Raw genomic sequence first — 23090 nt, 5'->3', positions numbered from 1 at the left:
ATTACTTCACCTCGAAGTCTCTTATTCCATTAAACTCATTTCCATCTTCGTCCGAATACATATCAAATGAAGTTTGTACATGACCCTTGCCATCTCTTACTGTAACTCTCCAGAAATATTGACCGCTTGCAGGAGGTTTCATCGTAAACTTATTTTCTCGGATATCTTTTTTGGATGCGATAATTTTTTTCATATAAGGATCTTTTGCAACAGTTACCGTATAGTACAAATCATCAGCTTGCAGATCAAATGAAACATCCCAAGAAAATAGAAGCTTTGAATCTGTTTGTTCAACATCTGCCATATAAAAAGGTTTCGGTTTTTGTAAATCTTCATAATATCTTTTCTTTGCTTTTTCAGGAGTATTAATAATTTGTTTTAACTCACTTTCATATTTTGAACTTTCTATAGAAAGATATTTTTTATCTGGATTTTTTAATATAAATGGTTTTACGACATCATGATATTGATCAATTTGGGATGCAACAGTATCTGCGTTAATTTTTTGAGATAATTCTTCAATCTTATCTGTAAGTTTTTGTACATTTTCTTCTGAACGGAAGTAACGGTTTAGCAAAATATTCCCCCAAAAATTACTGATGCCAGCTTGATATGATCGTATACTATTTAATTTTCGTTGCAATTCCCATCCTCCATCGTAATCCCAAGGTAATATATACCATTTATCAGAATTCAATGGAGAATATAAATAGAAATTATTAGCGTCTGTATCCATATTATCCATAAGAATATTAATAGCCGTCCAAGTTAGTAAATTATCTAAATCAAAGTGCTTTTCTATTACTTCTTCTATTGGAATTTTATAATTATTAACATCATCTAACATAGAGATTAACTTTTCGTGGTCATCTTTACCTTTGATTTCTAAAATTGTTTCGAATTTTTTCTTATCATATTTCGGGTCGGATTTTGTTCTAATCTGGTCTTTATATCTTCCAAACTCAAAAAATGTCACCTTATACAAGTAAGCATTTGGATCAAGTAAATGTGTCCTTAAAAATTTTTTATTTGGTTGTTCGATTTGGGTATATAATCCATAATCTTCATACTTATTGCTATTACCATCTGTTAAATCTTTTACATACAAATGAACAAATTGTGTTCTCAAACTTGTTATATTAGGAATCTTCTCCATCATATCGAAACTTAGCTTATTTCTTATTCGACTAGGATCGTCAATATGTTTATTTAAATTAATCGTACGTTGTTCTTGCCATAAACCAGCACTATCAAACAATTTTATCTTATATGATTTTTGTGCAGCTGATCGAGCTGAATTACCTCGAATGCTAATTTTTGCATTGGCTTCTTCTGAATCATAACCAAATTTCCCCTTCTTTGGTCCAACACCATTCTCTGTCCCCTCTGCAAAAATAATGTCCAACTTGTCATCACTATAACGCTCTGTAATTCGATTTAATCCATACCAATCTAGATCCTTATTCTTCTCTGGAAGAACGGTAATGTAAATAGACTTAATCGAACCATCCTCATCTCTTTCGTACAATCGTTTATCGTCTTCCAATTTATCACTTGTTTCTTCTAATTCTCCCTCTTGTTCGGAATAAAGCTGTTCTTTCTGTTTATTTTCAGCACTCTTTTCACTGTTTCCACAAGCTGTTAGAACTACAATAGATAAGACTAGGATGGATAACATAGAAACTTTCTTTTGAAAAGGATATTTACCATTATTTTGTTTATTTATAGTTTTTAATGGTTGGGAACAGAATGTATAATAATCTATGTTTTTTAGGACATATAATAATCTAGCAATTGAAAACATTAGAAAGATAAATGATGCAAAAAACATACCTGTTCCATCTAAATTCAATTTCATCGTTATAAATGTGAAAACTGCATTTGATAAAACAAATGATCCGCTAATAGTTAAAACTCCCTTTCGATCATCAAAATACAAAAGAATGTGTAACATTACAAACATAATAATAAAGAAAAAATAAGCTAAACATAATAATATAAACAAATCAAGCTGCTCCATCGTAAAACCGATTTTAGGTAAATAAATAATGCCTAATGCAATAGATAAAGCTGTGAAAAGCAATTGAACTTCTACTAAAAAAGTAATCCGTTGTAATAATACCTTTTGCATTTTCTTTTTAGCATTATTCATACTTTCATAGTTTCCGCCACTTACAACATTTTGATAGTAATTATAAAAAGCTTCATAGAAGTCTGTCTCTACAATCACAACGAACATCACAAGTGATGCTACGACAGAGATATATGCATAAAAGACAGGAACATCATAAAATGGCATTAGCCAAAACTGATTAGCGATTCTAAAATGTTCATCTGAAAATATCCAATAGACTAAGTTATGGATATAGACACCGGAATATATAAATAACCCCATAAAGAAAATAGCTGGATATTTTTTTAGATAATCTAAGAAAGCAAAATAATCACTCTTCTCATCCCTTGGAAAAACTCGTTCAAAATGAACCATTGTCAAACCAATGATCAGAGCAAATCCAACATCTATTCCTGCTAACGCAATTATTGTTGTTTTAATAGATAAAAACTGAAACAATAAGTAGCTAACTGCTAATGAAATAAAAATCCCAATGGCAAATCCTTTGACGATTCTCTTATAATCTTTTAATGCAGATAAGAAAACATTTTGCATCCAAATAATTACTAACTCAATAAAAAATAAATAGGCCACTATTTTATACCAAGTATTTTCGTGAACTCCAATTAAAAACACAACTGCAAGAATACCAGAAATCGGCAATACAATTGTTAAAACCCCATAGAAAGCAGAAATGACCTTTTCTAACTTTTTTTGATAAATCATGTCAGCTATATATCTTGTTACGATCATTGAAAAACCTGAAGTAACAATAATTGATAGTACAAAACAATAGACCATTGTTGCGACGAACAATTCATTATCTAAGTAAGCACTATCGTTTATCTTCATCAAAAATTGTTCACCAAACATTAGAATTAGACATAAAATCATTGGACCAATCGTTATTATAGAAGAAAAAACATAAGCTCTTACATTTTGAACAAGACCTTCCTCTCTATATAACTTTCGAAGTTCAAAACCAATACCAGCCATATTATTCCCCCCCTAATGATTGATACAATTCACGGTAACTCGAAATAAATGCACGCCTTGTATAATTATTTTTGACACGTTTATATCCGTTTTCACCAAATTGTTCTCGCATCTTGTGATTCTTACATAATTCGATAATATAACGCGCTATTTCTTCATAATGCATCACAGGCACAATAAATCCAGCTTGTCCAAATAAATCATGCTCTACACCCATTAGAAGTTCTTTGCAACCACCTACATTTGTACATATAAATGGCTTTCGACAAGCCAACCCTTCTAAAATTGCTAATGGTTGTCCTTCACTAATACTTGTTAGTAGTAAGAAATCCATTTTCCCCAAATAATCTTTAATATTAACTAAACCAGTGAAAATAACATGCTCTACACCAAGTGCTTCTACAATTTGAATACATTCATCATAATAAGTTGGGTTTTCTTCAACTGGCCCCATAATATAAAGTTCAATATTTGAAATCTCCTTCTCTACTAATGCAAAACTTTGGATCATAGTTTTTATGTCTTTAATAGGGACTATGCGTACGATTGCACCAATACGAATAATATCATCCTTAGGAATTGTAACTAGATTTTGATAATCATCAACATTTACACCATTAGGAATTATCTGAATCTTATCTTCTGGACAACCTAATTCAACTTCGATTTCCTTATTTCTATTAAATAATGTGATTACTTGATCTGCCGCCATATAAATGGAATTAGATAATGTATAAAAATAATTAATCCAAATATCTTTAAAATAACCTTTTACCCAGTCTGCTTTAATAATTTCCTCCTCTCTTTCTCGGGAATAGATACCATGTTCGGTTAACATTAACGGCTTATTATACAAGTACTTCGCTAAAGTTCCAATAACCCCTGCATAACCTGTGGAAACAGCATGATATACGTCTGCTTCCGGTGGATCGTGTCGAATAATCGATAATAGAGGTAGTAACATTGAACTAATTGTCCAAAACAATTCAGTAAAAGGTACTTGACTATATTGCTGTCTCCCTAAAGACTCTACAAGATCGAAGTAGTCTTTACTCGATAAGAAATCACTGATATTAGAAAACTTATTGCTACGGATTAAATCAAATAATTCTTCCCAATTTACATTCATATTAGATAACAAAGCTTTGAAACTCTCTTTTTGTTGTGCTGTGAAATTGTATCGCTGTCCCCATTTTTTCTCTTCAAATTGATATTCGTCTAAAAATATTTCTTTAATCTCTATTAAGTTTGAAGGGAATTGATATTTATACTTTCCTTTTTGTTTTGTTTCTGCTCCTATTGCATAAATGATAAATTCATGTTCTTTCATAGATGTCATCAAACCTTGTATCCAACTTGAAACCCCACCTGTGACATATGGATAAGATCCTTCAGCAATTAAACATATACGCATTTAGGATTCCCCCAATTCAATTTTGAACTTTTCATCTTTTGCTTCTATTAAATAAGTATTTGTGTCGATTTTTTGTAATTCGCAATCATGTAATCTTTTAATCTTTTTGTCGGAACGAAGAATATAGTATAAATTTGGTGCATAATTTGTAATTGTTCCTTCAATACTGTCTTCTGAGTTTTTCCAAGTTACTTGAGATTGCAACGTTTTAGCTAGTGTTAAAGCTCCCTCAGTTGAAGTCATTGATCGTAGCCATGGATAGGTTCTATTAACTCTAGACATGTATTTTTCATAATCTTTATACATTTCTTTCCATCCAAGATTATTACTTCTATCTGTACTAATAACGTCATCAGGGTGGACAAAATGAGAGAAAAATCCTAAGCCTGTCATTGTATTTGCTTCTGCCCAACGATCAAAATCTCTTTCAAAATAGCCGGAGGTAATCCTTGGCATTTCAATAATTCCATCATTTGCAATTTCAAATTCCTGTACATACGCTCTTCCAACAATATCTTCTTCATAAAGTGAACTAATGACTGTTAAATTAGGCCAAACAGCCTTTAAGGCTTCTCTTCCTTCTTGAGAAAATACATTAGAAGGTGGAATATAAGCAGAAACTTTGTATTTAGGAAACGCATTCTCAGCATATTCAAGGAGTTCTTTTATAGATTCAGACATTTCGTCAACGTTTCGCCAAGCATTATAATCGAAAATGTCTGATACATTTTGATCAATCGTTAAGGATTGATGATTATAACCATGAAACCCTATTTCACCGCCACTTTTTAAAATTTCACGTCCATACTCTATCAAATAGTGGCGATCTTTATCTTCTGTATTATTAAATGGGGGAGTTACTTTATCTCCATATGATTCAATTACTCCTCCTGTATACTTTAAGTCATACTTTTCAGCAATTTTGAGCATATTTGGCCACCAAATTTCATTAAAAAATGTGGCGATATCTCGTTGATATTCTTTATAAATAACAGAGTTATTCCCTTTAGGAACTGGAGCTGGGAAATCATCAATATAAAACAATTTCTCGTTAAATACAGAATAGATAAAATATGGTTCAAGCAAACTTAAGGACCCCACTAATAATCCGCGGTTAATTTTCTCTTCAAGGATTGTGCCATTAAAAACCATAAAAGCACCTTTACCATATTTACTTTTCCATAACAGCGGCGTTTCATCCATGCTTTTAATTAACGTTTCTGCTTCATCATTAAGGCTTACACCAATTGAGAAATTCGATACAAATTCATCATCAATTTCTAGACCTTTTTCACCTATTAAAACATTTGATATCAGTTGTATTCCTTTTGTATCTATATATTCACTAAAACTAGAAATACCCAGTTTACGATAGATAATTTGATAGTTAGTATCTATTTCAAGAGTAGTCATAGCAAAGATATAACCACCATTAAATACATAATTTTCAATTTTCTCTATTTTTCCAATATCCCCTATATGATTAGTCGTTAGTAATGTCACATCACATTTATCTAAATTGACTTTCTCTTCTTCAATATTAATCTCTTGAGTTTTTTTCTTCATATACTCCAGTGATTTTTTTGTGTTATTTTTTATTTTTATGCCGTGTTTATCTTTTCCTTTATATAAAATACAATAACTATTACCTGACGATTGCTTATAATTCGATAAATTAACAGCACCTGCTAAAATATCATCTTTTTGTTCTATTAACTGTTTATTCGCTTGTGATTTTAAAACAAATTGTGTTCTAGAAACTTGGAATATTAAACCACAGATAAAGACAATAACAATGATGAATATTACTTTTTTGAAGCTACTATCTTTCATAGACATAATTATTTTCCTCCCTCCAATATCTAACTATCGTAAGGGCACGATTGGAAAATTGAACAGATGAATTCATGAGCTCATCTATAACTAGTTGCATTTTTTTCTTTGATTTCGTTGTGAAGTAATAATTCAGCAGACATATATATGGATTTTCTAGATTAGGAAATTCCTCTAAATACATCAAGCCAGTTTTTTCAGCAACAGTAAATTCTTGAAGCTCTATCTCTACTTTCATCTTTTCTTCAAATATAGATGTATCTCTACTACCATTGTCAATGAGTTGGCCTAAAACTTGTATATACGTATATTTATACTTTTTTAAGGTTTGCTGATCTAAAAAGCCACTTTTCATATATTCTTTCAGCACTTGAGCATATGAACTTGCAATATATGTGTCATTAGGTTTCTTTTCAAATTCAACAGAAAAGGTTTGAAGTGCCAGCGTTAATTTTCGTTTCACTTCCAGAACCGCTGTTACCGCAAAATGTGATGTTTCAGTATCATCATTTAGGATGGCCATTTTAATAACATCCATATATTGAATGGCGTCTTTCTTTAATACATCTAACATTACTTTTCTTCTAGTTGTATATTCGCTAACAACTAGTGCTTCCTCAATTGGAATAATATCCAATTCTTTTTCTCTTTCAATAATCTCTTTTGTAGCCATTAGTTCAATTGCAATATCTTCATTTTGTTGTTTAAGATAATCTTCTAAAGATTCGCCTTTATTTCTAATGACCTTTTTTGGCCAAATGATTGGTAATAACCATCCTATAATAGGTAAAAAAATAATGACAACCGTTTTAAAAAGCCATTCTTTCATATTTTTGTTCGAAATAAAAGCAAGAATAATAGCAGATATAACAACATACAAAAGGTATATGTATATCATATATACATCTCCTCTTCCAACAATTTCATATTTATACCTACCGATTTAAATCTAGATAGTACAAGTTGGACGTCTTCTTCTTTTGTATTTGAAAGAACTACTGCAATACGTTGATTATTTAAACGCCCAATATAATCTGTTTCTCTTAAAAGGCATATTAATTTACTAGAATATTCTTGTATATCACTTCCAACATAATCTCCTTCGAGAACCACAAATGGCATATTATGTTTTTTCTTTGCTTCTTTTTTATTTTCAATAATCTTTTTAAAAACTTCTTCTGTTAATATTTGGGTATTTTGAACGAAACGATTTACTTCAGTCGCATCGATATAGCTCAAAGCTCGATCTAATGCTGCTTCTGCCAGTTCTGTTGTAACTTTGAATAGATTTTCATGATATAAAGAAATCTTATCGAAATCTAAACCTTCGATTGTTATGACTGCCGATATTTCATGATTATGGAAGATTGGTGCAGCCATAATAGGCGTATTTGGTAATAGAGCTTTATTCACAAAAATTTTACCTGTTTTTAAAATAGATTGAACAAATTTAGATTCATCTACTTTCATCGAGTTATTATTCGAGTATTTCGAATAATCCGCATTAGCTACTAATCTTAAAAATGATTTGTTTTTATTGAATACGTAAATAGAAACGTTCTCGGATCCCATAATACTTTGTACAACATTTACAGATCTTGTTAAGACTTTTTCAGGCTCTAATTCATCCAATTCTTTTACAATTGAGTAAATTTTCCCGAAGCTATCTTCGCTATTTAATACGCGTAATTGTAACTCGTCTTTTATTTCTCGAAGTTCAGTATGAATACCATCTATAAATTCATATCGTTCTTCAAGGTCTTCTATTTTTTGACGTTGCTCTTGAAGTTTATTCGTTTTTCTTTGCACTGTATAACCGACTACTAGTCCTACAAAAAGAAAAAGTGCAACCTGAAAGAAAAATGAAGTATCATAAAGAAGTGATACAAACTCTCTGCCTTCTGCCAACTTTTGAACTACTAATAAGTAAACAGAAAATCCAACTGACAAAAACGCTTGTATACTTCCATAAATTATCCCCATAATTACAATATAAAAGATGCTGATATCTATTGGTTTTAAAAATGATACTTGTTGTGATAATAATAACCAAGCAATGATTGTAAAAACTAGAAAATTTTCTATATAAGGTTGGAAGGGTTTCGTAAATTGCATCCATTCTTTAGACTTTTTTTTTTGCCCAACAGTACTTGCTGCAGTTTCTTGTTCAGCTTGTTTCGCAATTGCCCACTCATAAGTCATTTCTAATCCATGAGCTATATCATATATTGGACTCCAATCAAGATGATTTTTTACTTTATCATTGCTTAATACAGATTGGTAGATATCACCTTTTTTAGCAGGCAGATAGTCGACTTTAACTTCTCCATGTATATTTTTCAATATTTCGACTAAATCATTTACACTAGTTTCTGTATTCGTTGATAAATTATATGTTCCACTTATATGAGAATTAGAGGCTCGATAAATCGCATCTGCTATATCTTTTACAAAGATAAAATCTCTTGTTTGTCCTCCATCACCAAAAATTTGTAGTGATTTTTTTTCAAGAGTATTGTTTACAAATATTGAAACGACGCCTCCTTCACCTTGATTATTCTGTCTAGGTCCATAGACATTAGCAAAGCGGAAGCATACACATTCAAAGCCATATATTTCATTCCACTTTTGGCAATAGGATTCCCCTACCCACTTGCTAATTCCATAGGGTGAGATTGGTTCACAAAGCTCTTCTTCATGTAATGGCAGGTTTTCATTCATACCGTAAACAGCGGCGGAAGAAGCAAATATAAACTTTTTAACGTTATACTTTTTTGAAAGAGTTAACATATTTACTAATCCTACTACGTTGGATGCAGTATCTTTTCTCGGATTTTCAAATGATTTGGGTACACTTACTTGTGCTGCAAGGTGTACAACCACATCAAATTGTACATTTTTGAATATTTCCTCACATTTAGGATCTTCTACTGCAAGTTCATATCCCTTATGTTTGAACGAAATATTTTTCTTACTACCCGTTTCCATGTTATCAATGATGAAAATTTCATAATCTTCTTTATAAAATCGATCTGCAACATGCGAGCCTATAAAACCATATCCTCCTGTTATTAATACTTTCATTCATTTAGCCCCTATCTTAATATATTAAAATACATTTTATAACATAATATTCTTAATAATAGTTAATAAAAATAATGAAAATTACTTTTAAAAAAATTACCATATAACAATATAACAATATAATTACAAATCTAGTCGTGAATGAGTATTCTATTATTCTATATTTCTTTTACTATTCTTTTGAATTTCTGGATGTGGGGATAGCGAATTATTGCGGATAAAATTGAACTAAGTAAAATCTTTAAATATCATTAGATCATAGTGAGGAGAAAAAAGTATCTGAAAATATTCTTTATTATTATTTATCGTATTACTTTTCTCTTTTTTATCACTGAAATGGAATAATTCTGTATTTTTATTAATGTAAAATATATTATTAAGAAACTGGTTCATATTAACTTGATATTGGAGAGTTATCTCACCATATCCTTGATTTAATCGATCATTTAAAGAAAACTCATTATTCCTGATAATATTTTTAAATGCTCCACCATTCGATTTTGAGGCTCCTCCTATAATAAGTCCAGCGCCATTATTATTGAAAATATTATTATTTTCTACAGTAATATAACTTGTCTTCTTTCCGTAATTTTCACTCGCTAATTCAATACCAAAGTCATTTTTGTATACTAAATTATTGTGAATCACAATTTTTGTTGATCCATCTGCATAAATTCCTCCTGCTGCTAAGTGCCCATTATAGACCGGATTATTTTTAGAAGAATTTTTATAAACCATGTTATTTGATATTTTTCCATCTCTCACTTGATCGATACAATTTGATGGACACGCTTTGTAAAATCCTGCAACATCGATGCCTATATTATTGTTGTTGAAAACCTTATTATTCGAAACTATAAATTTTTCAACATTTCCACTAAGTGTTAGCGCTTCACTATATCCTAATGTTAAATGATGAATTTGATTATTTTGAATCGTAATATCATGAATCGAAGTGGATGAATTGCCATATATTAATATCCCGTGGGCATTTCCTTTAATCGAATGGTTTTCAATATGATGTATATTATTATTCAGTAATTTGATATTGTCACTTTCTTCTGTAACTAAAATACCATTCGGATAATACTCTGAACCATTTGTTAATAGATTCTTCATTTCAAATCCATCGATTATAATATAACTTGCTTTTTTAAGTGTGAAAAATGCAATATTTCCAACTTTCACCTCTTTTTTTTTCGCATCCAATACAGGTTTTTCACCAGGATAAGCCTTAAATGTTATATATCCATCATCTTCTGTTCCTGAATTTAATATTGTTACAAATTCCGAATAAATTCCTTCTCGAACAAACACTGTGTCACCAGGTTTTGTACTGTTTGCAGCTTTTTGAATTGTTAACCATGGGTTGTCAATTGTACCTGTATTTTCATCATTCCCGGTTGTAGAAACATAGTATTGATGTTGAGGATTAGAATTTTCTGCATTTGCACTTGGTGTCATAAAAAAGAAAATAGAAAACAAGATTATAAAAGACATAATATAATGGTTATATACATAAAATACCATTTTTATATAACAATATCCCCTTTCATTTAAATACTTTATTCACTATGGATATTAAATGTTACTAAATGCTTATGAAAAAAAGCATAGAAAAAGCATAATGCATATTTTTGAAATATTCAAGTTATTATTTATTTACTTGATTTTTACATATTTTTGATATTTATTGAACAAATTAATACTTTTAACTAAATCACAGCTTAAAAACTGTAGATATATTAGTATGTTTTTTACTTAAATCGATTTTATCTTTCATAATTCGACAAAGTAACAAATTTTTAAAATTTAGATTTGATTTTTATTTTAAAATTTTTTAAAACTCTATAATTCTTTACTTTACTTTATGAATAATTCTGAAATTAGCTTCTTCAAAGTCAAGAGTGCCAATTGCGTATCCATTCTTAAGTGGTGAAATATCATAATATTTATTTTTCAAATATATTTTTTTCCCGTTACGATCATATATCACATTTAATAAGTTTTCTTTATAAGAAGCAAAACCATAACCTTCCGAAAACACTTGGATGGATTTTTTTACTTTAAATAAATTCTTACCTGTTTTCAAAGAGATATACCCCATTGATATTTCACCAGATGAATTCTGAAGAAGATAAGGTGCAATTCCATTGTTTAATGATAATATTTGATAAAATTTAGGTATTATTATTTGTTTACCAGCTTTATCAATTACACCGTATAAATAATTACCTCCTTTTTTTATCACTACTCTTGCATAACCATTATTAAAGCTTTCTGCAGCGATATATTTATAAGAAATCACCAATTTTCCTGACTTATTTATATAGCCCCATTTTCCTTTACTTTTAACTGGTGCTAATCCATTGTGAAAATTATATGCATCTTCATACTTCGTTGATATTACTAATTTGCCTTTTAAATTAATAAAACCATATTTGTTTCCTAACTTAACACTTGCCAATCCTTCATTCACAGGATTTATTTTGGAATACTTTATCGGAATAATGATATTCCCTTTTTTATTAATAACGCCCCACTTTCCTTTCCTTTCCACTTGTGTGTAGTTATTATTAAACGTAACTGCTACGCCTTCATATTCAGCCTTTATCACAAACTTACCTGTTGTATCTATGTATCCCCATTTTTCATTACTCTTAACCGATGCTAATCCTTCACTAAAATTATGAGCCTCTTGAAAAGTTGCTGGAATAACCAATTTTCCTTGTGTATTCATATATCCCCATTTCCCATTTATTTTCACAGCTATTAATTTTGACCCGAATGGTTGAACCACCTTGTCAAAATCCTCTAAAGAAATTATATTACTTTCCTCTACACTCATAGCGTTTGCTGATATTGATATACAGTTAAATATTAAAAATAGTAAAAAAAATAATATCGAGATTTTTTTATAAATTCCTAACATTTTAGCATGCTCCTCTTTTATAATTTCACATTATATTTTTGGCTAATTATTTCATACCAATTTAAGATTTATGATAACCAAATAATGTAATTATATCAAATTTAATGTATTTTAGTCATCCAAATTCATATACAGTAATAGACCTAATAATTATTAAGGACACACTGAAAAAGTCCTCTCTGATTTTTATTGCAAGTATGTGAATGCTCAATTTGTTCTCACACTTGCTTTTTTTCATTTTAAGCCTTGTATTTCCGTTCCCCTCTTAAAACATGGGTATGATTCTTCATTTATCATCAATTCTGTTTGGCATGGAGATCCAAGAAGCAACAGTGATATTTGTAGTCAACCTTGAGCAAACACTAAAACTTCTGATTGAAAAGGAATAAAAAAGAGAGAAAGAAAGAGGCAAATTGCCGTCCGAAGACGGAAATTTGCCTCTCTCGTATTGAATTTCACTTACAATATTAAAATTAGGTCTTTTAAGCTTCTATTAAGTTAATCTCTTCTTATCAATCTTGCCAACATGAGTTTTTGGTAGTGCTGCTACAAAAAAGATTCGTCGCGGAATTTTATAACCTCCAAGAAAATTTCTGCAATGTTCTTGTATTTCTTCGATATTATTAAAGTTATTTTTTCCTACAATAAAAGCTGTTACAACTTCTCCCCAGTGTAGATCAGGCGTACCTACTACAGCTACTTCCAAGACTTTTGGGTGTGTAATAATACACTGTTCTACTTCTTGCGGATAAACATTTTCTCCACCTGTAATAATCATCTCTTTTATCCGTCCAATAATGTAAATATCACCATCTCGATCTTGTTTGGCCAGGTCTCCAGTACGAAGCCATCCATTCTTTTTAACTTTCGCTGTTTCTTCCTGGTTTTTCCAATACTCAGTAAATACGTGATTTCCACTTATAAAAAGTTCACCTATCTCATCGACTTCACATTCTTTTCCTTCTGAATCTAGTATTTTAATTTGATTGAATTGCATGGCTTTACCAACTGATCCTCTTTTTTTCGCTGCTACTTCAGGATGAATGACAAAATTATTAGGTCCTGCTTCTGTTAATCCGTACCCTTCTTTAAAGCTTAATCCTTTTTGTTGGAAAGCGTTATAAATCGTCAGAGGACAAGGTGAACCACCCGATAAAAAGACTTTAACTGTTGGAAAAGTTGTACGTTGAAAATCCTCTGTTTTAATAATGGCCTGATACATAGTTGGGACAAATAGTGAAATAGTTGTTTTGTATTTATTTAGTGCTTTGACAGCTTCTTGAGGATTAAACTTTTTTCCAACAACTACCGTACCACCTACCATTAAGATTGGAATGGACAATGCATTTAGTCCCCCGGTATGAAACAAAGGCATATAATTTAATGTACAATCATCACTACTTAGATTCCAACTGATGATTGTATTAAAAGCATTCCAATTTACTGCTTTATAAGATATTACGACACCTTTAGGTTTGCCGGTAGTACCACCAGTATATATTAACAACCAAGCATCTTCGGAATTATTCCCATTGTTATCTATATTATTTTTTCCTATGGGGAGTTCTTCATTAATTGGGTGTGCCTTTATATGTGAATTTCTGCTTACAATTGAGATGAATCGGTCTTCATATATTAGTAAGGTTGGGGTGCAATCTTCTAATATATAGTTCAATTCAGCTTCACTTAATCGCCAATTGAGCGGGACATAAATATAACCTCCAATCCCACATGCAAAAAGAATAGCAAATAAATCAATTCGATTTTCAGCGATTACGGCTACTCTATCATTTTTTTGCAAGCCCATAGTTTTAAAAAATGCTAACCATTTATAAATTTCATCAGAAAGAAGCTGATAAGTCCAACTTCTCTCTGAATCAATATCGATTAATGCTATTTTATTTGGCATAATTGCAGTTCTTTTTAATATCCACGAATGCTCGGTTCCCATTTTTTCACCCCTACATCATAATTCCACCATCCACTTGTAATACATGCCCTGTAATGTAGTTAGACTCATCAGAAGCTAAAAATAAATAGGCATTGGCTATATCATCTGGAATGCCCAATCGATTTAAAGAAACAATTGATTCCATATGATTGAGGACTTTTTCTGGCATTTTTTCGACCATAGGCGTTCTAGTGAATCCTGGTGCAACTGCATTAACGTTGATTCCTTTTCTACCAAGTTCTTTTGCCCAGGTTTTGGTCATTCCAACAACAGCTGCTTTTGTCGCCGCATAATTGGTTTGACCGATATTACCATATACTCCACTAACTGAAGATGTATTAATTATTTTTCCGTATCCATTTGCAATCATTGAAGGAACAACAGCTTGCGTACAATTGAAGACACCTTTTAAATTGACATCAATCACTTGATCAAATTGTTCTGCTGTCATTTTCCAAAGCATAGCATCATTTGTAATACCTGCATTATTAACTAGAATATCAATCTTGTTAAATTCTTTAAGAATTTCTGATACTACATTCGTTATGCTCTCTTTATCTGCAACATTTATTTGGTAAAAGGAAACTTTTAGATTTTCTTTTAATAACTCTTCTTCAACTTTTTTCCCTGCATCTGAATTATAATCTGCAATAATTACTGTTGCACCTTCATTTGCAAACCGTTTTACTGCTGCTAAACCAATCCCACTAGCACCACCTGTAATAATTGCCACTTTGTCTTGTAAACGCATTGTGATTCCCCCTTATATAAAATGTTCAACCGCTTCAACAAGTTGAGGTAAATCATCAATCAACGCTGAATGACCACAATTACTTAGTTTTACAACCTGCGCTCTCCCCTCAAAATCTTCAATAATCTCATTTGTCATACTTTCTCCTACCACATAATCTCGTTCACCATACAGAATGAGCGTCGGTATTTGAATTTTCGCTACCTCATTGTGGCCTATACTTACTTCGTTATCGACAGCGCTGATATTAAAAGTATTTAATGCATAATACACATCAGCAAGATTACGCTGTGTTAACATATCATCTATATAAGCTTCATATTGTTCTTGTGTTGGTTGGTTATGCGTGTAGATTAATGCATTCCATACCGCTTTTAACCCATCTCTATTCTTTGTATCGTATAACCATTGCATCGCTAACGTTTTACCTTTGTCATTTTCCACCTCTTCCAACGTTAATAGCCTCTTCGAATAATTCGGTGTACCGTCTAGGTTTGTATCAAAAAATGCATACCCTCTTGTGGAAGCTGATGCTAATAATATTAGTCTTTGGCATAGTCCTGGATAATCCGCGCAAAATTGCATAGCTACTGCTCCACCAGTTGACCATCCCATTAATGAGAAATTCTTTAAACCTAAAGCTTCAATCCATAACTTTAGATCATCGCTGAAGTCTTTAATATGTTGAATTCGTTGATGATACGATGATTGACCAAATCCTCTTAAATCTGGCGCATAGACGGTAAATCGTTTATCTAATTTTTCAATAAGGACATCCCAATGTTTTGAAGATGTCATATTACCATGCACTAAAATAAGTATTTCTTCACCACCGGATTTTTCACGATATGCAATTGTTTCTCCATTTGATAAATTTATTTTTTTCAATGTTTCTTGTTGATTTGTCATATCAATACCACCTTTCACGGCCCCACCGAATTGTCACTGCACCCCATACATAGCCTATTCCAGCGCTTACAAATGTGATAATGTCTCCATTTTTAATTTTACCTTCTTCTAATGCAAGATCTAGTGATAATATTTGATCTATTTGTCCGATATGACATAATATGACGATAGATCGATTGTGTTTCTTTTAGCTCCAATGCTTGTCGAACATAAACATGAGCTGATTTTTTCATATGCAGCTTTGCTAAATAAGATAATTTTGATTCGTCATAACCACTTTTCTGCAGTGAACGTCTGATTACTTTTAAAAAATTATCTAGCGATTTTTGTTCAAGTCCGGCTTTTATTAAAGCGCTTTCATATTTGTGGTTTTATCATAAAGGTTGTAAGTTACAAATGGGTTACAAAACAAAATGACCTAACGATTATTCGAGAGGTCATTTTAATATCATGTCATACATTTGGACGGTTGTTTCCATTGGTTCAATATTCAATTCTTTCTTTAATATTCTTTCACATTTTTCAAACCATTTTACTGCTTGTGCACGATTATGTAATTGATAATAACCGTACATTATTAGTCGATACGCTTCTTCCCAAGTATTATCCATTTTCAGCAAATGCTCTGCCCAATAAATTGTTTTGTTAAATTCCTTTAATCGAACAAAATTTTGTGCCACTCTCTCCACAGCTTCCATATAAAGTTGCTTTGCTTCTTCTCTAAAATTTTGAACCCAGTATAAATAAGGTTTATCTGCGATTAATTCTCCTGTATATAATTGAATACCACGCATTAACCATTCATTTGAAAATGTCGGATTCATTTCTTCTATTCCATAATGAATAAATTCCTTAAAAGAAATGTAATCACTCGTTATACAGTGTTCTGTAACTAGTTTATACATCGATTGTTTCCGAATAATATAGGCACTTTCTGAGCGAGGCAATCGATTAGGTTCCAATACTTTAAGCAATGCATTATAAACAACTTTAAAGTCTCTAAGGCTTGCCTGATCTGTTGTTTTTGGCCATAACGCATTGACAATTTCTTCTTTTGAAACAAATCTTGAATGATTCATATATAGATAAAGAAATAATTCTTTCGCTTTCTCTCGTTGCCATGATTTTTCATCTATTTCATGATTATCTCGAAAAATCGTTACTTTTCCCAGCAATTGAATCTTATACACATATGTAGGAACAGCCTGACTAGTGTCTACTTCTAATAATTCATACACCTTTATCATAAGAGGTGCAGAAGTATCAGTATCTTGGAGCCTTTTCCAATGGTCAACCATTTTCCACCATACTAAACTTTGCACTGGTCCAAAAATATGTTGTGCTGTTATAAAAAATTCATATTTTTGTTCCATCAAAATAGAGATGCAATCTTTAAAAGTATTCAAAAAGACTTGATCATCTTTTTCTAAATAAGCAATATAGGCAGACCAAAAATTAACGATTATGATACCAAAATAGTCTGCATCCGAAAATTTTCCCTTCGCAAGTGAAATGGCCTTTTTAGCTTCTTTCAATTGTCCATGCTCGACATATATAATTGTTAAGGCTGTATAAAGTAATGCTGAAACCCAATGATCATGAACTCTCTCCGTTTCTTCTAACCCTAATTCCGCAAACATGATACCATCTTCGAAATGGTATTGCCTACTTTTAACGATTGCTAAACCCATATAAGATTCTGCCTTTGCACGATTCACTTGCAAATTATCCATGATTTCAATAGACTTCAAGTAATATTTTTCTGCATCTAAAACATTATATGGATTTAATACAAGTAAAGTATGACCTTTTCGTAGATAAGCTATTGATAGATGGTATTGTGAAAACTGATTGTCTTTTTTAATAATACTTTTATTAGCAATTTCTAATGCGCCTTTATTTTCACCTAATAGAGTTAAGATAAATGAATAGAGTACATCTGTTTCTCGATATGCATCCAATCGTACACCACTCGAATCTAAACGAGTTTCTATTAACTTTTTTGCTTGCTGAAATTCCCCTTGTCGAAGCAATATTCTTACATCTAAATTTCCATGCAGTAATATTTCAGTTGAAAGTCCAACTTCTTCAATCCATTGTTCTGCTTCGAACGGTTTTCCCAAATTTACTAGATTCTCAGCGTATTGTTTTTGTATAAATTGTAATTGTTCTTTTTCAATTTGTGTATGTTCCGCCAAATCTAATGCTTCTTGTAAATAACCTTCTGCAAGCGATGGCTGAATTGTATCTAAATAGATATGTGCTAATCCTATTTTTGCTCTTAACATAAGTTCATAATTTCCATGTCTTTTTGCGAATTCCAGACATTTCTCATAGGCGGTGCGTGCTTTTTTATACTGTGCTCGAAATCTTTGGCTTTCACCTACAAAATAGTAGAGTTGAAAATTTTGAACCATAGTATCCTTTGATAACTCTCGAATTTTCTCAATCAACCAATCATATTTTCCTTCTTCTAAAAATTGACTAGCAAACCTGATGATTGTCTTAGCAATGATATCTTCGTTTTTTGTTTTCATAGCGTGATAAACAGCTTGAATTGCATTTTGTTTCTTCGTAAAGAAAATAGTAGCGTTGTAATGTAATCTATTAAATTCATCTATATTCTGTTCCATCATTTTCAGTTCCAAAAATTGTTGAAAAAGTACATGGTATCGAAATTCACTATACCCACTTAGAGGCTGTATAAACGAATGCTTTTTAACAAGTTTGGTAAGAACCTCTGAAAAATTCTTTCCATAGAATTCTTCAATTACTTTATGAGAAAATGTTTCAAAAATACTGAATTTTAAAGTTACTTCCTTCTCAAATTCTTCAAGAGATTCAAATACTTCATCTGATAAATAATGAAATATATCACTAGTTTTTGGGCTCTGTAATTTATCAATAGATTTTTCTAAATTATTTGTTTGAGTAGCTAAAAAAAGAATGGCAATCGCCCAACCATCCGTAGCCTTGGATATTTGTTTCACTTGTTCTTCCGTAATAGATTGTTCAAAATAATCTTCAAAAAACACCTGAATTTCTTCTGTTGAAAAAACAAAATCCGCTTCTACACATTCTACAAGTTGATTGGTCAATCTTAGGTTTCGTAAACAATTCCATGAGGGATAAATTCTTGATGATACAATGAGATGGACATTTGATGGTAAATGGAGAATAAGTTTTTCCATAATAAAATGAATTTGATATATATGATCTACTAAATAATAATCATCCAGTACGACAAAGAACGGCTCTCGAATTTTGCAAAACTCATTTGCAAACATAATATAGAGTTTGTTTAATTCCTCCGTTTTAGGAACTGTAGATAACTGATCCCAACCTTTCATCTGATCTCCAAAAGATGGGATCACACGTCTTACACTATAAAACAAATGACGCAAAAAAGGTAAAATATCATCATCATCTGCCGTTACTTGATACCATGAATAAGCAATTGATTGATCAGCTAAAAATTGTGCTAATGCAGAACTTTTACCAAATCCAGCTCCACTATGTAATATGGTGAGTTTAGCATTATGGCTATTTGAAAGTTTTTTCATCACTCTTGCTCTTCTCATATAATGCGCTGCTGGTTCAGGTGGAATCAGTTTAGATAACAATATATTTTCGTCCATAATAGATCCCCTTTGCATTTATACATTAGTATATATTCATTAATTTGAAATTCGATATACTATGAAACATTTAATACTTTATACATTAACATTTCAATATTCAGATTAGATATCCTCTAACTATTTGAAAATGATTCGAAATTCATTTTCAGCTTTTACTATATGCAAATTTATATATATAAATGTTTAAATATTCACGATATCCCTCTGGGAGAATCATTTATTCATTTTTTGGACAAAAAAAGATATACCCTATTTAAAGAGTATATCCTTTCATTTCTATAGTTCTAAACAGGAATCGTGATGGTAAATGTAGTACCTTTTCCTTTTGAACTTTCAACATTTACTTGCCCGCCAACATTGTGAATGGCATTATAAACGATGACCATCCCAAGGCCCGTTCCATCATTTTTAGTTGAATAATATGGCTTTGCAATCGACAAAATTTCTTGTTCATCCATTCCTATACCTGAATCAGTGATTTTAATGATTATATTGTTTTTATGTTCTAATACTTTTATGCATAATATTCCGCCGCTATCTTTCATCGCCTCAATCCCGTTTTTAAAGAGGTTTATAAAGCATTGACGCATTAGTGTTGTGTTTAATTTTCTATGTAATGAGTTGTGAAAACTTATTTTCATTTGAACATGATGCATATTCGCATAAGGAATCAATATATTCTTGGCATATTTTATATCTTCGATTAGATTTGTTTCTTCTAACAGGTCATCTTGAGGTTTTGAAAAAGTAAGAAAATCACTTACAATTTTCTCAGCTCGTTGCAATTCTTGTAATGAGTAGTCAATATAGCCCTTGTCATTTTCTGAAATTGAATTCGAATTACTTAATAATTGTAAAAATCCAGAAGTAGTCGTTAAAGGATTTCGAATTTCATGAGCTACACTTGCTGATAATTCACTAATTACATGGAATTTCTCAGATTGAGCAATCTTTTCACGTGTTCTTAAATTCTGTAAGATGCGCTCTATTAAGCTGAAAATTATAAATGACATGATAAAGTATGTACTTGTTAAGTTAATGGCCAACATCCAGAACTCTTTATTATCTGGAACCTGAAACTGAAGAGTAAATAGGTAGAATAATACATTCAATAAAGCCAACACTGACCCAAAAATAATACGAGGCTTTACGTTTAATTGTTTAAACTTCCGATGACACAAAGATACGACTATTAAAACCAATGTCGAATATAAAAATGATTGTATAATCCCTTCCCCACCGATTAACGTTCGACATATATTAAGAACTATGTATAAGAACAATATATTTTTAAAACCAAGATATAATCCAACTAATATAAATGGAATATATCGCAAATCGACTATAAAACCGCTATGCAAATGGATTGGGAATAACAGACACAATACCATTGTAACAGATGCTAGAAGAGTAAAAGTCAAACTATAGTTTTTTAGATTTCGATAATCACAAAAGACAAAATAGACCACAAACGGGATCAATAAAAATAAAAAATTAATGAGAAATGTTGATAACAAAATAGTACTTCCTTCCACCAAAATTTGGGGTCGCCTCTATTATTTCATAAGTTTCCAAATAATGATAGACTAATGGTATTAATACATTAATTTAAAATATTTTATATTATCGTTATTTTTATGAACTTACGTAATTTTTCGTAATTTTTCGTTTATATCGGTAGCTATTCATTTACACATTAGTAAACGTTCCAATAATTCCGTATTTAAATTTCAAGATAATAGGAGGGCTTTTGTGGTTATTAAATCAAAAAGTGTATTTTGGTTACTATTAGGTTTACTTGTTATTACTTCAAATCTTGCATTATATCGTACATCTTATGGTACTTCTATCTTGCCAGAAGATACAAATAGTGTTGTTCTCGGTTCACTACTTGATTTATGTATTATTGCTCCGCTTACTATTTTACTTTATCAAAAAAGGTTTACATTAAAGAATAGCATTTTATTTTTATCCGCTGGATGTATTTTGGCTCGTTTTGTTATACCGATAGAACATTTACAACCTTTCGTTGCGATTACTTGGATTGGGTTTGCAGTAGAAGCAGCTCTCCTGATTCTTGAAATTTCTATATTAGTTTCTTTAGTCATTTTCATGCCAAAAATAATTCGTACAACAAAGCAAAGTAAAATCCCAACAATATTTGCATTTCCAAAAGCCGTTGACCATCATGTAAAATCATATAAATTAGTGCATATTATTTGTTCTGAAGGATTAATGATCTATTATTCCCTTTTTAGTTGGAGAAAAAAGCCTAGCGATGGATTAACAATTTACAAAAACTCTAGTTATATCGCCTTTCAAATAATGATTATTCACGCTATTTTTATTGAAACTATAGGTATACATTGGTGGCTACATGATAAATCTATCATCTTATCGATACTGTTGCTTATTTTCAATGTCTACTCCGTTCTTTTCTTTATAGGTGATTTGCAAGCAATGCGGTTAAATCCTATTACTTTTAGCGAAAAAACATTATTCATCTCTTCAGGTCTTATGAAACGTATTGAGATCCCATACGATTTAATAAGTGACATTATAATAGATAAAGATTCTTTGATGAAAAAATCATCAAGAGATACATTAGAATTCGTCCTGCAGGATTTTGAAAAAGTATATCCGAATATACGTATTACTTTAAAAGAACCAATAAACGCAATATTCTATTTGGGTATTCAAAAGAAATATTCTGCCGTATCCATTCGAGTTGATGAACTCGATAAGTTCATCTACGAACTAAGTTCTAAATTGGATAAAATATAAAATAAGGTGCCGCTATACTTTGGTAGCGGCACCTTTTTATAAGAATAGTCAATGCTTACTATAACATGTGTTTCAAGCGTTTTTTTACTTCTAACCATTCTTCATTCGTTACACTATACATCACAGTATCTCTAACTGTCCCATCTTTTCTTATCATATGATTTCTTAATATTCCTTCTCTTTTCGCACCAATTCGTTCAATTGCATTTTGTGACCGAGTATTTTCATGATCTGTTTTAATTTGGACCCGATTTAAATGTAAGATTTCAAAGCAATATTGCAATAACAGATATTTACAATTCGTGTTTATGGCTGTTCGCCAATATGCGGGTGTCAACCAAGTTGAACCAATTTCTAGATGATTATGTCTTTCATTAATATCCATAAATCTTGTTGATCCAATAATTTCGTTAGTAACAGGATCAATAATAACAAACGGATATTCAATTCCTTTTTCCATATTATCTAATGCAGTCGATACATATTTTTTCACATCTTCAAGCGTTTCTAACGTTACTGATAAGTATGACCAGATTTCCGGGAAAGTGGCTACTTTTAAAATTCCATTAATATCACTTTTCTCCATCGGTTTTAAAATCACTTGTTCATTATGTAATTCAGTAAATTTCATATTTCTCAACTCCTTCCTTCTAATCTATTCTGTTTTTGGTATAAATAACAT

The 23090-nt window shown here is 31.0% G+C and carries 14 protein-coding genes and 1 pseudogene; 1 reads left to right on the top strand and 14 read right to left on the bottom strand.

Going from position 1 to position 23090, the window contains the following annotated elements:
* Position 1 precedes the first annotated feature (1 nt).
* From pelG to CW357_RS09515, 13 genes and pseudogenes are all read right to left on the bottom strand, one after another.
* Positions 2-3109, bottom strand: coding sequence for an exopolysaccharide Pel transporter PelG (pelG, locus tag CW357_RS09575; protein ID WP_124217908.1), 3108 nt, complete (start codon positions 3107-3109; stop codon positions 2-4).
* 1 nt (position 3110) lies between these two features.
* Complete coding sequence (pelF, locus tag CW357_RS09570) at positions 3111-4523, bottom strand: GT4 family glycosyltransferase PelF (RefSeq protein ID WP_124217907.1); 1413 nt, start codon at positions 4521-4523, stop codon at positions 3111-3113.
* Positions 4524-6362, bottom strand: a complete 1839-nt coding sequence (locus tag CW357_RS09565) for a DUF2194 domain-containing protein (RefSeq protein WP_124217906.1) — start codon at positions 6360-6362, stop codon at positions 4524-4526.
* Positions 6346-7254 (bottom strand): hypothetical protein, encoded by a 909-nt coding sequence (locus CW357_RS09560; protein WP_124217905.1) that lies wholly within the window; start codon positions 7252-7254, stop codon positions 6346-6348. The genes CW357_RS09565 and CW357_RS09560 overlap by 17 nt, the downstream gene beginning before the upstream one ends.
* Positions 7251-9440, bottom strand: coding sequence for an NAD-dependent epimerase/dehydratase family protein (locus CW357_RS09555; RefSeq protein WP_124217904.1), 2190 nt, complete (start codon positions 9438-9440; stop codon positions 7251-7253). Before CW357_RS09555 ends, CW357_RS09560 begins: the two co-directional genes overlap by 4 nt.
* Positions 9441-9668: 228 nt before the next feature.
* The gene (locus CW357_RS09550) at positions 9669-10970 is read right to left on the bottom strand and encodes a right-handed parallel beta-helix repeat-containing protein (RefSeq protein WP_124217903.1); all 1302 of its coding nucleotides are present in this window, start codon (positions 10968-10970) and stop codon (positions 9669-9671) included.
* 328 nt (positions 10971-11298) lie between these two features.
* Positions 11299-12372 (bottom strand): WG repeat-containing protein, encoded by a 1074-nt coding sequence (locus CW357_RS09545; RefSeq protein WP_124217902.1) that lies wholly within the window; start codon positions 12370-12372, stop codon positions 11299-11301.
* A gap of 493 nt (positions 12373-12865) precedes the next feature.
* On the bottom strand, positions 12866-14323 hold the full coding sequence (locus CW357_RS09540; RefSeq protein ID WP_124217901.1) for a class I adenylate-forming enzyme family protein: 1458 nt from the start codon (positions 14321-14323) through the stop codon (positions 12866-12868).
* 10 nt (positions 14324-14333) lie between these two features.
* Positions 14334-15074 carry a 3-oxoacyl-ACP reductase FabG gene (gene fabG / locus CW357_RS09535; RefSeq protein WP_119417294.1) on the bottom strand — a complete coding sequence of 247 codons (741 nt, stop codon included), beginning with the start codon at positions 15072-15074 and terminating at the stop codon, positions 14334-14336.
* Positions 15075-15086: 12 nt separating this feature from the next.
* Positions 15087-15983: an intracellular short-chain-length polyhydroxyalkanoate depolymerase gene (locus tag CW357_RS09530; RefSeq protein WP_119417293.1), complete on the bottom strand. Its 897-nt coding sequence runs from the start codon at positions 15981-15983 to the stop codon at positions 15087-15089.
* Between the two features lies 1 nt (position 15984).
* Positions 15985-16330: pseudogene (locus CW357_RS09525) on the bottom strand (3-oxoacyl-[acyl-carrier-protein] synthase III C-terminal domain-containing protein); the annotation flags it as partial.
* A gap of 90 nt (positions 16331-16420) precedes the next feature.
* The gene (locus CW357_RS09520; RefSeq protein WP_164489575.1) at positions 16421-19621 is read right to left on the bottom strand and encodes a BTAD domain-containing putative transcriptional regulator; all 3201 of its coding nucleotides are present in this window, start codon (positions 19619-19621) and stop codon (positions 16421-16423) included.
* 287 nt (positions 19622-19908) lie between these two features.
* Positions 19909-21141 carry an ATP-binding protein gene (locus CW357_RS09515; protein WP_119416451.1) on the bottom strand — a complete coding sequence of 411 codons (1233 nt, stop codon included), beginning with the start codon at positions 21139-21141 and terminating at the stop codon, positions 19909-19911.
* A gap of 235 nt (positions 21142-21376) precedes the next feature.
* Between CW357_RS09515 and CW357_RS09510 the strand changes: the two genes are divergently transcribed.
* The gene (locus CW357_RS09510; protein WP_119416452.1) at positions 21377-22408 is read left to right on the top strand and encodes a beta-carotene 15,15'-monooxygenase; all 1032 of its coding nucleotides are present in this window, start codon (positions 21377-21379) and stop codon (positions 22406-22408) included.
* Between the two features lie 58 nt (positions 22409-22466).
* Here CW357_RS09510 and CW357_RS09505 read toward each other — a convergent pair whose 3' ends face one another.
* Positions 22467-23039, bottom strand: a complete 573-nt coding sequence (locus CW357_RS09505; protein WP_124217899.1) for a GNAT family N-acetyltransferase — start codon at positions 23037-23039, stop codon at positions 22467-22469.
* Positions 23040-23090 lie beyond the last annotated feature (51 nt).

It is taken from the genome of Rummeliibacillus sp. TYF005 (genome assembly GCF_003844195.1).
Classification (GTDB): domain Bacteria; phylum Bacillota; class Bacilli; order Bacillales_A; family Planococcaceae; genus Rummeliibacillus.
Note: the sequence above shows the minus strand (reverse complement) of the source record. Positions and strands in the feature narration are given on the sequence as shown.

Coding starts and splice junctions, on each gene's coding strand:
- fabG (WP_119417294.1), bottom strand. CDS start 15,074: ATGCGTTTACAAGACAAAGTGGCAATTATTACAGGTGGTGCTAGTGGG.
- CW357_RS09530 (WP_119417293.1), bottom strand. CDS start 15,983: ATGACAAATCAACAAGAAACATTGAAAAAAATAAATTTATCAAATGGA.
- CW357_RS09560 (WP_124217905.1), bottom strand. CDS start 7,254: ATGATATACATATACCTTTTGTATGTTGTTATATCTGCTATTATTCTT.
- CW357_RS09555 (WP_124217904.1), bottom strand. CDS start 9,440: ATGAAAGTATTAATAACAGGAGGATATGGTTTTATAGGCTCGCATGTT.
- CW357_RS09540 (WP_124217901.1), bottom strand. CDS start 14,323: ATGGGAACCGAGCATTCGTGGATATTAAAAAGAACTGCAATTATGCCA.
- CW357_RS09565 (WP_124217906.1), bottom strand. CDS start 6,362: ATGTCTATGAAAGATAGTAGCTTCAAAAAAGTAATATTCATCATTGTT.
- CW357_RS09520 (WP_164489575.1), bottom strand. CDS start 19,621: ATGGACGAAAATATATTGTTATCTAAACTGATTCCACCTGAACCAGCA.
- CW357_RS09545 (WP_124217902.1), bottom strand. CDS start 12,372: ATGTTAGGAATTTATAAAAAAATCTCGATATTATTTTTTTTACTATTT.
- CW357_RS09550 (WP_124217903.1), bottom strand. CDS start 10,970: ATGGTATTTTATGTATATAACCATTATATTATGTCTTTTATAATCTTG.
- pelG (WP_124217908.1), bottom strand. CDS start 3,109: ATGGCTGGTATTGGTTTTGAACTTCGAAAGTTATATAGAGAGGAAGGT.
- CW357_RS09505 (WP_124217899.1), bottom strand. CDS start 23,039: ATGAAATTTACTGAATTACATAATGAACAAGTGATTTTAAAACCGATG.
- pelF (WP_124217907.1), bottom strand. CDS start 4,523: ATGCGTATATGTTTAATTGCTGAAGGATCTTATCCATATGTCACAGGT.